The organism is Marinobacter sp., assembly GCF_040904845.1.
In the GTDB taxonomy this organism is placed as follows: Bacteria; Pseudomonadota; Gammaproteobacteria; order Pseudomonadales; family Oleiphilaceae; genus Marinobacter.
The window spans coordinates 109,029-121,545 of sequence record NZ_JBBDSR010000114.1 but is presented as its reverse complement, the minus strand read 5'-3'; the positions used below and the strand labels follow the sequence as shown (position 1 = coordinate 121,545).

The 12,517-nt window shown below is 58.2% G+C and carries 14 protein-coding genes; 5 read left to right on the top strand and 9 right to left on the bottom strand.

Going from position 1 to position 12,517, the window contains the following annotated elements; translation table 11 throughout:
* Nucleotides 1–196: 196 nt before the first annotated feature.
* Nucleotides 197–571, top strand: a complete 375-nt coding sequence (locus tag WD429_RS15855; RefSeq protein WP_368423156.1) for a DUF4398 domain-containing protein — start codon at nucleotides 197–199, stop codon at nucleotides 569–571.
* 27 nt (nucleotides 572–598) lie between these two features.
* Nucleotides 599–1,411 carry an OmpA family protein gene (locus WD429_RS15850; RefSeq protein WP_368423155.1) on the top strand — a complete coding sequence of 271 codons (813 nt, stop codon included), beginning with the start codon at nucleotides 599–601 and terminating at the stop codon, nucleotides 1,409–1,411.
* A gap of 152 nt (nucleotides 1,412–1,563) precedes the next feature.
* On the opposite strand, the gene WD429_RS15845 is transcribed toward WD429_RS15850, so the two are convergent.
* From WD429_RS15845 to WD429_RS15825, 5 genes are all read right to left on the bottom strand, one after another.
* Complete coding sequence (locus WD429_RS15845) at nucleotides 1,564–2,334, bottom strand: SDR family oxidoreductase (RefSeq protein ID WP_368423154.1); 771 nt, start codon at nucleotides 2,332–2,334, stop codon at nucleotides 1,564–1,566.
* A gap of 17 nt (nucleotides 2,335–2,351) precedes the next feature.
* A complete protein-coding gene (locus tag WD429_RS15840; protein WP_368423153.1) occupies nucleotides 2,352–3,041 on the bottom strand; it encodes a histidine phosphatase family protein in 690 nt (229 codons plus the stop codon).
* Entirely contained in the window at nucleotides 3,041–4,105 is a 1,065-nt protein-coding gene (locus WD429_RS15835; protein ID WP_368423152.1) for a phosphotransferase family protein, read from the bottom strand. Before WD429_RS15835 ends, WD429_RS15840 begins: the two co-directional genes overlap by 1 nt.
* A 40-nt stretch (nucleotides 4,106–4,145) precedes the next feature.
* Entirely contained in the window at nucleotides 4,146–4,964 is an 819-nt protein-coding gene (locus WD429_RS15830) for an SDR family oxidoreductase (protein WP_368423151.1), read from the bottom strand.
* A gap of 138 nt (nucleotides 4,965–5,102) precedes the next feature.
* Nucleotides 5,103–6,314 carry an acyl-CoA dehydrogenase family protein gene (locus tag WD429_RS15825; protein WP_368423150.1) on the bottom strand — a complete coding sequence of 404 codons (1,212 nt, stop codon included), beginning with the start codon at nucleotides 6,312–6,314 and terminating at the stop codon, nucleotides 5,103–5,105.
* A gap of 157 nt (nucleotides 6,315–6,471) precedes the next feature.
* Here WD429_RS15825 and WD429_RS15820 point away from each other — a divergent pair, with 157 nt between their 5' ends.
* Nucleotides 6,472–7,365, top strand: a complete 894-nt coding sequence (locus WD429_RS15820; RefSeq protein WP_368423149.1) for a LysR family transcriptional regulator — start codon at nucleotides 6,472–6,474, stop codon at nucleotides 7,363–7,365.
* A 7-nt stretch (nucleotides 7,366–7,372) separates the two neighbouring features.
* Here the strand turns inward: WD429_RS15820 and WD429_RS15815 are convergent, their stop codons facing one another.
* Nucleotides 7,373–7,729, bottom strand: coding sequence for a hypothetical protein (locus WD429_RS15815; RefSeq protein WP_368423148.1), 357 nt, complete (start codon nucleotides 7,727–7,729; stop codon nucleotides 7,373–7,375).
* A 221-nt stretch (nucleotides 7,730–7,950) separates the two neighbouring features.
* Between WD429_RS15815 and WD429_RS15810 the strand changes: the two genes are divergently transcribed.
* Nucleotides 7,951–9,105, top strand: coding sequence for an isocitrate/isopropylmalate dehydrogenase family protein (locus tag WD429_RS15810; RefSeq protein WP_368423147.1), 1,155 nt, complete (start codon nucleotides 7,951–7,953; stop codon nucleotides 9,103–9,105).
* Nucleotides 9,106–9,126: 21 nt separating this feature from the next.
* Here the strand turns inward: WD429_RS15810 and WD429_RS15805 are convergent, their stop codons facing one another.
* The 3 genes from WD429_RS15805 to WD429_RS15795 form a co-directional block, all read right to left on the bottom strand.
* Entirely contained in the window at nucleotides 9,127–9,696 is a 570-nt protein-coding gene (locus WD429_RS15805; RefSeq protein WP_368423146.1) for a DUF1439 domain-containing protein, read from the bottom strand.
* An 89-nt stretch (nucleotides 9,697–9,785) separates the two neighbouring features.
* Nucleotides 9,786–9,977, bottom strand: coding sequence for a CPXCG motif-containing cysteine-rich protein (locus WD429_RS15800; protein ID WP_368423145.1), 192 nt, complete (start codon nucleotides 9,975–9,977; stop codon nucleotides 9,786–9,788).
* Nucleotides 9,978–9,984: 7 nt separating this feature from the next.
* A complete protein-coding gene (locus tag WD429_RS15795; protein ID WP_368423144.1) occupies nucleotides 9,985–11,211 on the bottom strand; it encodes a pyridoxal phosphate-dependent aminotransferase in 1,227 nt (408 codons plus the stop codon).
* A gap of 254 nt (nucleotides 11,212–11,465) precedes the next feature.
* Between WD429_RS15795 and WD429_RS15790 the strand changes: the two genes are divergently transcribed.
* Nucleotides 11,466–12,449, top strand: coding sequence for a D-2-hydroxyacid dehydrogenase (locus WD429_RS15790; protein ID WP_368423143.1), 984 nt, complete (start codon nucleotides 11,466–11,468; stop codon nucleotides 12,447–12,449).
* The last annotated feature ends 68 nt before the right edge of the window (nucleotides 12,450–12,517 follow it).

Genomic DNA, 12,517 nt, shown 5'->3' with positions numbered 1-12,517 from the left:
CTGGGCCGCCCAAGCTTCCCCGATCATTGCCTGGCTTTCATGTCGTAATCAGATCCAGGTGCTAGGCTTACTCGTAACGCATTCTCGTTATTAAGCAAAATGGCTTCCCAGGCTGTGCCAAATCATCGTTTCACCGGCGGGTGGCCATTGTTCGGGTGGGGTTGTCTCCCCATCCTTCACTGGAAGGAGATAGTGCATGAAAAAGCATACTTCGATGACAGGCGCTGCAGGCATCATCGGTGCTGTGGCTGTCCTGGCGGGTTGTGCCAGTTCGGTCGAGCGGCCAGACGGTGAGCTGCGCTCCGCCGAATCAGCCATTCAGCAGGCAGTATCATCCGACGCCCGGAATTTTGAGCCAGTATTGCTGAACCAGGCGCAGAACAGAGTGGCCGATGCAGAAGAGCTGATTGAACGCGAAGAGTACCTCGAGGCCAAGCGGCTTCTTGAAAAAGCTTCGGTAGACGCCCAACTTGCTGGTGCTCGTTCAAACACTGCAAAAGCTGAGAAAGCTGTTGATGAGATCAACAGCAACATCGAATCGCTTCGTCAGCGCATCGAAGATCGCCAATAAAGCCCCGGCACCTAGAAGGAGATTGTTATGAAAAAACGCAACATGACTCTGAGTTTGGCTGTGGGCTTTTCCGCCATCGTGGCCGGTTGCGCAAGCACCCCACCAGAAAACCAGAACGTTAACGAAGCCCGCACGATTTACGAAGAAATCCGCAACGATCCCGATGTCGCCCGTAGCGGTGACCGGCAGTTAAGAGACGCCCGGGATCAACTGGCCCGCGCTGAAAACCTGCTTGAGGAAGGCGAGGAAACTGCCGAGGTGGATCACGCGGCTTACCTTGCCAAGCGCCACGGCGAAATTGCCAGAGAGCAGGGGCGTCGCGCCGAGCTACAGGATGAAATCAACTCTGCCGATGCCCGCCGTAAGGAACTCGAGCTGGAGATGAGTTCTAGCCAGGCGGAGCAGGCGCGTCGTGAAGCCGAGCTCCTCCGTGCTCGAATGGAGGAAATGCAAGCGGAGCAAACGGATCGGGGCATGGTATTGACCCTGGGCGATGTCCTGTTCGACCTTAACCAGGCGGAACTCAAGGCCGCCGGCGAGCAAACCGTCTCCCGCCTTGCGGACTTCATGTCTGAGTATGAAAATCGTCGGGTTCGCGTGGAGGGCTACACCGACAGCACCGGCGAAGCATCCTATAACCAGAGGTTGTCCGAGCGCCGGGCCGATGCCGTGCGTAATGCCCTGCTCGACATGGGCGTCAGCCGTAACCGGGTAGAAACCCGCGGCTACGGCGAAGAATATCCCGTTGCGAGCAACGACGACTCATCCGGCCGGCAGCAAAACCGCCGTGTAGAGATCGTCATTTCCGATGAAGATGGCGATATAGAAACCCGGGATTAAATCTCCGGGGAACAGAAAAGCCCGCAGTTGCTGACTGCGGGCGTTACTGAACATACTCAAGGGGAGAGACGAGCCGCACGGAAGAGTTGGACAGCGACTTCGAAACCCTGACTTGTGCGCCGGATTCCGAAGCCACCAATAGCTGAGACGATTTAAACCGTCAGGTAGCCCCCATCAGCGTTAATGCATGCGCCAGTGGTGTAGCTGGACGCATCGGATGCGAGATACAGCACCGTACCCGCCATTTCACTCGGGTCCGCCACACGCTTCATCGGGATATGAGCCATGGCCTGTTTCTTGATGGCGTCGTTGGTGGTCAGGGCACTGGCGAACTTGGTGTCCGTCAACCCCGGCAACAGTGCGTTGACGCGAATGTTCTGCTGGCCCAGCTCCATGGCGAAGGATTTGGTCATGGAGATCACCGCGGCCTTGGTCACAGAATAAATACCCTGGAAGTGGCCAGGGTTCACGCCATTGACGGACGCCACGTTGACAATCGAACCACCGCCGTTTTTCTTCATCAGCTGAGCACCACGGGCGCACATGAAGAAGTAGCCACGGATGTTTACATCCACGGTTTTCTGGAAGGCGTTCAGGTCAGTGTCTTCCACCGCACCGAAATACGGGTTCGCCGCCGCGTTGTTAACCAGAATATCCAGCTTGCCGTGGGTTTTTTCAATATGAGACCAGATACCTTCGATCTGTTCCATGTCACCGATATGGCAGGCGTAAGCTTCCGCGCTGCCGCCAGCGTCACGAATACTGCTGGCGACGGCCTCGCAACCGTCGATCTTGCGGCTGCTGCAGATCACATGGGCCCCGTAATCCGCCAGGGTGCGGGCGATACTTTCGCCGATGCCACGGCTGGCACCGGTGATCAGGGCCACTCTGCCGCTCAGGTCGAACAGGTCTTTGTTACTCATGAATACACCTCTGTTGGTTATCGGAACGTCACCAGGCCGGAGTCTTCCGCTTCCAGGTGGCTATAATTATTGAAGACGGCCAGGCTGCGTCGGGACCCGGAATACAGCATGCGGGACACACTGGTGTTAGCGATGACATTGTTCATCTCCAGTGCTTTTCGGTCACTCAGCTCTAACAGGTGCTGGGCGATGACCGCAATCGGGCCGCCGGAGGTAGACACCAGGGTGTCCCCGCCATCGGCAAAGTTGATCAGCTCATCCAGGGCAGTCATCACCCGCGAACGAAACTCCGGCCAGGTTTCCGCATAGTCATGGTTGAAATCGCCACTGACCCATCGCGCCATGGCTTTTTCAAATGCCTGTTGAAACGCCCGCGTCGGTTTCGGGAAAGACGCCAGATCCGCCGCCATCCGCTGTCGGTCGGCCCACTCCGGTCGCAGCCGCTCAACCACCTGCATGTGATCAAACTCGTTCAACCCTTCCACCGCCTGCATATCCGGCAAGGCATCACCGAAACCGCTGGTGATGGCTTCCACCGTTTCCCGGTGACGCTCCATGTTGCCGCCAAACACGGCATTGGGCTGCACTTTGCCGGCCAGCCAGCGGCCCAGCACCCTACCCTGCTCCCAACCGCGGGGCGAGAGCTGGTCGTAGTTGTCTTTGCCGAAGCTGGCCTGGCCGTGGCGAATGAGATAAATCGTCGCCATTACAGGGAGCTCTCCGCGATCAGTCGCTGACAACGCTTTTCCAGGTAATTCGCTGCGTGGCCGAAGGCGGCAAACCGCTCGTCCTTGGTTTGTCCGTGGTAAAAGCGGTAGTAAATCTGCTGGAGGATCACCGCCAGACGGAACAGGCCGTAAATCTCATAGAAATCAAAGTTGTCCACTTTAAAGCCCGACTTCTCCATGTAGTATTCCACCACTTCTTTGCGGGTCAGCATGCCCGGTCGGTGGGTAGGCTGTCGGCGCAGCATCTGAAACGGGCCGTCGTCGCCCGCCTCAATCCAGTAAGCCAGGCTGTTGCCCAGATCCATCAGCGGGTCGCCGATGGTGGCCATTTCCCAATCCAGCACGCCGATCACTTCAAACGGGTTATCCGGGTTCAGCACCACGTTATCGAACCGGAAATCGTTATGGATGACCACCTGAGCGAGATCCTCCGGCATCTTGTCATTGAGCCAGGTCATGACCTGCTCGAAATCCCCCACATCCTCGGTGCGCGCCTTGCGGAACCGGTCGCTCCAGCCGCCAATCTGGCGCTGCACATAACCGGTGCCCTTGCCCAGCCTGTCCAGCCCCGTTGCTTTGGCATCCACCCGGTGCAGGTCAACCAGTTTGTCGATCACGTTAAGGCACAGTTTGCGGGTGTCGGCCTCGCTGAGCTCAAAATCCTTCGGGAAATCCTGACGCAGAATAATGCCTTTGAGCCGTTCCATGACGTAGAAATCACAGCCCAGAAGGTCGTGGTCATCACAGATCGCCACCATGTCCGGCACGTATGGGTACACCGGTTTGAGCGCATCCATCACCCGCGCTTCCCGCAGCATGTCGTGGGCAGATTTGGCGATCTTGCCCAGCGGCGGACGGCGCAAGACGTAGGAACGGTCACCGTAGTCCACCTGATAGGTCAGGTTGGAGGCCCCACCGGGATACTGGCGGATTTCCGGCTCACCTAGCAGGTCTGGGAGGGCCTGCTTCATAAAGCGATCCACTGCGCTGGCATCCAGCTCTTCGCCTTGGCGAATGTCTACGGCCTGGTCGATCTGGGTCATTCGGGACTCTCCTGTTTCATCAGTGCCGGCATGTTGCCACTTACGCTTTTTTGCCGCCCATCTTGTTCATCCAGCGCTTGCTTTCCTGGTGCATCAACCAGTCAAACGCTTTGGGGGCGTGGCGTTTAACCATCCACATGCGGCGCTCTTTAACGTGGGGCAACACCCAGAAACTTTTGTTTTTCACGGAACGGAAAATATCCTCGGCCACATCCTCCGCCGTGATATTGGAACGTTTCATCAGCTTGTTCACGTTCTGCTGAATACCGGGAATGTTCGAACGCATGCTGTTGGTCAGGTTGGTCTGGAAAAACGCCGGGCACACGCAGCTAACGTGAATACCGGCATCCCTCAGCTCCTGGCTCAGGGTCTCGGACAAGGCGATGACGCCCGCTTTACTAACGTTGTAGCTGTCCATCAGCGGAGCCAGCATAAGCCCGGCCATGGACGCAATGTTCACAAATGCGCCAGAACCCTGCTGCTTGAACTGCGGCGTAAAAGCCTTACAACCACGAACAACACCCAGCACGTTGATGTCCAGAATCCATTCCCAATCCGCCATGGTGGTGTCTTCGATGGAGCCTGCAGACGCAACGCCGGCGTTGTTCACCACCACATCGACCCCGCCCCACTTCCTGACCAGGTCGTCGCGCACTTTTTCGAAATCGGTCAGCCTGCGAACGTCACATTCCACGAAGTAGCCTTCGCCACCCGCTGCGTTGATTTCGCCTTCAACGGCGATGCCCTGCTCCGGACTGATGTCGCCGATGCAAACCCTGGCACCCTCTTTGGCGTACCGCAACGCAATAGCCCGGCCCAGGCCGCTGGCCCCGCCGGTGATGAATATTCTTTGTGTCATGTATTTTGTTCTCCGTTCGTTCTTTTGGTTCGGTGCAAGAGCTGGTGCCGAAGGAGCGGTTTTCAGAACCACCGCCCCGCCGGCCCCTCGCACCCAAGCCAGCTTAAGAACCTGCGGGCCAGAACTAACCCCACAGGTTCACGACTTATACTTGCGAAGTTCGAGACGAGCCACCATAGCCCGATGCACTTCATCAGGGCCATCCGCCAACCGCAATACACGAGCATAAGCGAACAACTGCGTCAGCGGGAAGTCGTCATCACTGACGCCGCCACCGCCGTGAATCTGAATGGCATCGTCCACAATCTGCTGGAGCATCTTGGGAATCACTGCCTTGATCATGGACACCTCCTGCAGTGCTCCCGCAATACCCTTGGTGTCCAGCGCCCAGGCGCACTTCAGCGTCAACAGGCGGGCCTGCTCGATGGCCATGCGCGCGTTGGCAATGATGTCCGGGTTGCCACCCAGTTTGGCAAGTGGCCGGCCAAAGGCTTCCCGGGTGGTCGCGCGGTTGATCAACAACTCCAGCGTACGCTCTGCCGCGCCGATGGCGCGCATGCAATGGTGAACCCGACCTGGCCCCAATCGCCCCTGGGCAATCTCGAAACCACGGCCAGGGCCGGCGATGAAGGCACTTTTGGGCAGCCGAACATTGTCAAAAGACACCACACCGTGGCCGTAAGGCTCATCGTAAGCGCCGAATACCGGCAGCATGCGCTCAATGTTCACACCCGGCGTATCCAGCGGCACCAGAACCATGGAGTGACGACGATGCTTGTGAGCCTCCGTATCCGTCAGGCCCATGAAAATCGCGACTTTACAATCGGGGTGGCCAATACCGGTGCTCCACCATTTGCGACCATTGAGCACCACGTCGTCGCCTTCCACAACCGCCGTAGCCTCCATATTGGTCGCATCGGAGGACGCCACATCCGGTTCGGTCATGCAGAACGCGGAACGGATTTCGCCGCTTTGCAGGCGAGGCAGCCATTCGGTTTTCTGCGCTTGTGAGCCATAGTGGATCAGCACTTCCATGTTGCCGGTGTCTGGCGCGTTGCAGTTAAAAATTTCCGGGGCGATGAAGCTCCGGCCGGTTTCTTCCGCAATCAGGGCGTAATCGGAATTGAGCAGGCCACAACCGTACTGCTCATCCGGGAAAAACAGGTTCCACAGGCCCTGGGCTTTGGCCTTTTCCTTCAGTTCCTTGATGATCGGAAGCACAACCCAGCGGTTGTCCAGGGCTGCAAGTTCCCGATGATACTGCTCTTCGATCGGGAAAATTTCGTCCCTCATGAATTGCTTCACGCGGTTGAGATAGTCCTGACCCTTTTCGGAAATATTGAAATCCATCGCCGCACCTTCGTTGGTTGTACGCGTTAGTTGTACTCGTTATTTGTATGTTGACTGTGCACTATTCCGCCAGTCTATGGCTCAACACGTTATTACGCGACTGAATTATTCTAATCGTTTATCATTAACCATACTTATTTACGGAGGGGCCCCTGCCATGGCGCTGAACCGGCTGGATCTCAATCTTCTGCATGTTTTCGACACCATCTACCGGGAGGGTAGCCTGACCCGTGCGGCCAAGGCGCTGCACCTGACCCAGCCCGCAGTCAGCCATTCCCTATCCCGGCTAAGAGAGCATTTTGACGACCCACTGTTCACCCGTCAGGGCAACCAGATGGTCCCCACGCCTCTGGCACGGCGGTTTCTGGAATCCATGCGGCCAGGACTGACCCAGATCCAGAGTGCGGTTAACCAGTTTCACGCTTTTGACCCCACCAGCCAGCGCAAGACCTACTCGCTTGCCTTGCGGGATGTTCTGGAATCAACGTTTCTGCCGCAGCTTATGCAACGACTTGACCCATTCCCGGAACTGGAAATCGTCAGCCAGCGTATTCCCCGGCGGGACATGGAAACCCAACTGGCCGCCGGGAAGCTGGATTTCGCGGTGGACGTCCTGTTGCCGGTGAGCAAACAGACCGCCCATGAATTATTGCGGCGGGATCGCCTGGTGGTACTGGCCAGAGCGGGCCATCCGCTGACCGAGGGTAAGCTGACAATGGACCGGTACATTGCCGCCCAGCATGTTCTGGTGTCGTCACGGACCGAAGGCCCGGGCATTGAAGATTTCGAGCTGTCGCGCCTCGGGGTGCAACGGCACATTCGGCTACGTTGCCAGCATTACTACGCAGCTTGCCGGGTGGTTGAGGGATCGGATCTGTTACTGACCATGCCGGAGACCTATGCGCGAATCATCGCTGAGCGCGCGGACATTCGGATACTGACACCACCGGCGGACCTGCCAGACCTGGATGTTCACCTATACTGGCACAAGGCCTATGAACGGGAACCAGCGCTGCTCTGGTTCCGCGAACAGCTCAAGCACATCGCATAAGCGCCGGTCAGTAGGCACCCACCAACATCAGGAAGCCGAAGAAGCCTGCGGCGGTGATGGCCATGGCGGCAACCACAATTCCAAACCCCCACCAGATGGCGGCACCGTCGGAAACCGATACGTCCTGCCCGCGAAGGGTACGATAGAATGCCCAGGGGCCAAGCACGAACGAGCCCACAACGGCAAACACCAGCCCGACACTGATACCGGCAAAGGTCCAGGTGGCCAGCACTGTCGCCCGGTCTGAAACCTGCTCCTGTACCCCGTGACGCAGCAGAAACTGCTTGCAGAAAAACCAGATCAACGCGAACAGCACAATGACAAAAACCAGACCGCCAACCACAGTAATCAGACGATAAAACAAAACAGTACCTCGACAGTCGTTAGTCCGGGAAATAAGGCTCCGGATGTGCCTCGAATTCGCGCCGGGCAAACTCAGTTGATAACCAAATCATACTTACCACTATAGCTGCCAAGCTCTTTTTGATAAAAGTGTGACTGTGTAAAGCTCTGGCATCCACCACCCACAAGACTACACTGACACAGACAGATCCCTACGATTAAAAGCCAACAGGAGTTTGCGGAATGGCCCAGAAATCCCGAATCGCAGTCACCCCGGGTGATGGCATTGGCCCTGAAGTGGTGGCCGAGGCAGTACGCTGCCTGGAAACCCTGAGGGCAAAGCACGACCTGGCCCTGGAGTGGACTCGCTTTCCCTGGCCCTCCCACGCCTGGCATGAAGAGCATAGCGAATCCATGCCGGACGATGCGCTGGAGCAGCTTGGCGCGTTTGATGCGATTCTGCTGGGGGCCCTGGGCGACCCCGGACCGATGGATGATCCACAACGCTACCTGCTCCCGGACAGTATCTCTCTGGCCCCCCTGCTCGATATGCGCAAGGGGTTCGATCAATGGGTGTGCGAGCGACCCGCGCGGCTGCATCCCGGCGCTCGTCAGTTTCTGGCCGATGAGCGGGCAAAAGATATCGACATGCTGGTGATCCGTGAAAACAGTGAGGGCGAGTACGTCGGCCAGGGCGGTCGACTGCGCAAAGGCACCCCGGACGAAGTTGCCACCCAGATGGAGGTGTTTACCCGACGCGCCACCGACCGGATTATCCGTTATGGCTTCGACCAGGCCCGGCTTCGCGCAACGGAGCGTTCACAGCAGGGGCGCACGCGACAGTTCAAAACCCTGGACGGACGCAGCTGCGAAAGCCAGGTGTGCGTGATCACCAAACGCAATGCACTGCGCTACTGGGGTGACATGTACACCGAGGCCTTCGAGGAAATAAGCCAGGAGTACCCGGATGTGGCCACCCACCATGAGCTGGTAGACGCCGCCTGCATGAAGTTTGTTCAGTGCCCCTGGACATTTGATGTCGTCGTTGCCAGTAACCTTCAGGGCGATATTCTGACGGACCTGGCTGCGGTTCTGTCTGGCGGCATGGGGGTTGCGCCCTCGTGCAACCTGAATCCGACTGACCCCGACATGCCTTCCATGTTCGAGCCCACCCACGGCAGTGCTCCCGACATTGCTGGCCAGGGCCTGGCTGATCCGACGGCGATGCTGTTCACTACCGCGCGCATGCTGGAATGGCTGGGAAGAAAAGACCCGGCACTGGCCGCGGCCGGCAAGGCGCTGTTCGATGCCGTTGCCGCCGACCTTGCCGAGAGTGCCGGCTCACAAAGAGGCACCCGGGAGATTGGTGACGCTATCTGCAAGCGCCTGGAGATCTGACCGTAACGCTTCTTCGTGATGTCACTCCGACATCACGAATTCCAGCCGTCCCGGCGCAACCCTCACATCCATGGGCACCATGCCGAACATGCGCTGGGCAAAGTCGGTCTCATCCAGACGGTACACCGGCATGGTCTCCAGCATCTGGGCAACCGCTCTCATGACGGTGTCTGTGACCGGCTTGAGATCACCCTTGAAGAACGGCGAGTCGATGCTGCTATCAAGCAATTGCAGCCGGCGGATGTAAACCGCCTTTTCTTCGGCGTCATACACCGGTGCCCCTTCCACTTTCAACGCAATGTCTACTGGTAACCTGGTCATCAGGGCATTGAGTGAAACCTGCCCGCTCAGGTCGATGACTGCCACATCGCGGCCATCGGGCCCCAGGGTAATGTCGGCATTGCTGAGGCTCAGGCTCAGCGGCGAGCCACTTTGTAACTGCTCACGATCAAAGGTAGTCACCGCATCCTGCAAGTGACTTTCAAGCTGCCCTTCAGAAATTGAGTAAGGTGACAGGCTGGCACAGCCACTGACCAGGCTGACGGCCATGATCAGAACGGCAGGCAAAAAGTAGGAACGCTTGGCTGACATGAAAATTTCTCCGGAGTGAACACACATACGAAAGGGGTAGACTAAGACATCCCGGTGGTCGGGTAGGTTAAGGATTTGTCAGGAAGCCACTAGTCGTTTTCTGCGCTGGCTTCCACATGCGGCGTCAGATCCTCATCCAGCAGCACTTTCAGCAGGATCGGGTTGCAGCAGACCTGGCAGTCCTCAACGTATTCCTGCTCCGCCACCGAGGGGTCGACGCTGATTTCCAGCGTCTCCCAACAGTACGGACATTGTATGAGAACTGAGTCCAGGGCCGACATAACCACCTCAGAACTGCTGTTTCGCCATCCACGGGATCACCCGGTCAAACGCTTCGTCCAGTTTCTCACAGGTGGTCGAGAAACTGATGCGCACGGCATTGGTGCAGTGTTCGCCAAAGGCGTCCCCCGGCACCATGCACACCCCGGTTTCCTTGAGCATGCGCAATGCGAGATCGGAACCGTCCACATGGGGCGGCAAATCCGGGAAGGCAAAGAACGCACCGCCGGGTTTGTAGCCGGTCAGGTGTGGGGTCTGATCAATCAGCTCCACCACCTTGTCACGACGTTCACGGTAGATGTCCACCATATCTTTGACGCACTGCTGATCACCCGTCAGCGCGGCGACTCCGGCAAACTGCGAAGGCGTGTTGGCGACCGACGTGGTGAACATATGGAATCGGCGCAGAGATTTGATCGCCGCCTGACTGGCAATGACCCAGCCCACGCGCAACCCAGCCATGCTGTAGGTTTTCGAGAAACTGCTGATGCACATGATGTTGTCCAGATCCATCGAGCAGTTGAGCACGCTGGCGAAATCATCATCATCAAAAATCAGGTGGTCGTAAACCTCATCCGCATACACCTGGATACCGCGATAGGCGCATTCCTCGAGGATGGTCTCCACGGTGCTGCGTGGGTAAACCGCCCCTGTGGGGTTGTTCGGGTTATTCAGGATCAGCGCAAAGGTGCGCGAGCCCATGGCACGAATGACTTCGTCCGGGTCCAGCTGGTGGTTGTTCTCCGCCCGGGTGGGCACGAACTTGACCTCGCCGCCGTTCATTCGGATCAGCGGTGCATAGAGCAGGAACGACGGATCGGTCACGATAAACTGTCGCCCCGGCGCGGAGGTGGCGGAAATCGCCAGATACATCGCCTCTGTGGCACCACTGGTAATCAGGATATTGTCACGGGTCAGCTTCCGGTTGTACCGCTTGCCGTAGTAGTCCCGCAGCGCAACCAGCAGTTCCGGCAGGCCCGCATCCATGGTATAGCCGGTCTGCCCGGCATGCAGGGCATCGACATAGGCATCGATCACGTGCTTCGGGGTGGGCAGATCGGGTTGGCCGATGGAAAGATGAATCACATCCTTCATGGTGGCCGCCATATTCACCATGCGACGAATGCCCGGAACCGGAACCGCCTGCATGGCGGGGTTCCAACTGGCCTTGCTCTTACGATACTTCACCTTTCTCGGCTTGGACTGGCCAGTTTCGTTGTTGGCGGCTTCTGCCATAAATCTATCTCCTGCAAACAGCGCAAAAAAGAAGCTACCTCTGCAGGTTAGCCAGTAAACAGAGGGCGTACAAGACGTAAACCCAGAAAGATTTCAGTGCGATATCGGGGGGCACTTTCCGGTCTCATCCTTTTGTCGAACCAACGCAGGTTGACCGCCTGCGCGCCGCGAACCAGACTGTAGAAGCCAGGGTCGCCGCGCCTCCATTCGGGCTGCGCGCGACCCACCCCAGGTCACAAGTTAGCGGAGGAAAAATGACACAACAGAGCAAACCGGTCGTCACCGTTCTGACAGCCCCGGGCGAGAATGAGCCTCCCGGAATGGACGCCCTCAGGGCGAGGGCCACGGTACGGTTTGCCTGCGATGAGCCGACGCTCCGAGACAGCCTGCCCGGCACCGATGTGATGATGGTGACGGATTTCCGCACTGAAGCCCTGGAGGCCGCCTGGCACACCGCGGACAAACTGCGCTGGATTCACGCCACCAGCGCCGGCGTGGATGCGTTGATGTTCCCCGCCCTGACCAGTAGCAGTGTGACCGTTACCAACGCCCGGGGTATCTTCGACCGCACCATCGCGGAATACGTGCTCTGCACCATTCTGATGTTCGCCAAGGATTTCCCACGCTCTATCCGCCTGCAGATGGATCACACGTGGCAGCATCGGGACACTGAACGCGCTCAGGGCAATCAGGTGCTGGTGGTGGGAGCTGGCTCCATTGGGCGGCAGATTGGTCGCCTGGTCAGCGCCATTGGCATGAAGCCCCACGGCATCGCCCGCACGGCCCGCCACGACGACCCGGATTTCATTGCCGTGCACAGCAACGACGACCTGTTCGAGCAGTTGGCCCTGGCGGACTATGTGGTGATCGCCGCGCCGCTAACCCCGCAGACCGAGGGTCTGTTCGACAGCAAAGCGTTCAAGGCCATGCGCCCCCACGCCCGGCTGATCAACATTGGTCGCGGACCGATCGTCAAGACCGATGATCTGGTCGACGCGCTGCGTAACAGCGAAATCGCGGGTGCTGGCCTGGATGTGTTCGAGGAAGAACCGCTGGCGGAAGATCACCCGCTGTGGGATATGGAGAACGTCATCATGACGGCCCATATGGCCGGCGACTTCATCGGCTGGAAACGGGCCCTCACCGATCAGTTTCTGGAAAACTTCGACCGCTGGCACGACGGTGAGGAGTTGTTCAACTTGGTGGACAAGGAGTTGGGGTACGCCGGTAGCAAGTAGCTTGGCCCGGAGCGAGCGGAAGGGGCGTCTTCCGCCCGCTCCTCAGAGTACGTGGCGCAGCTCGGTTC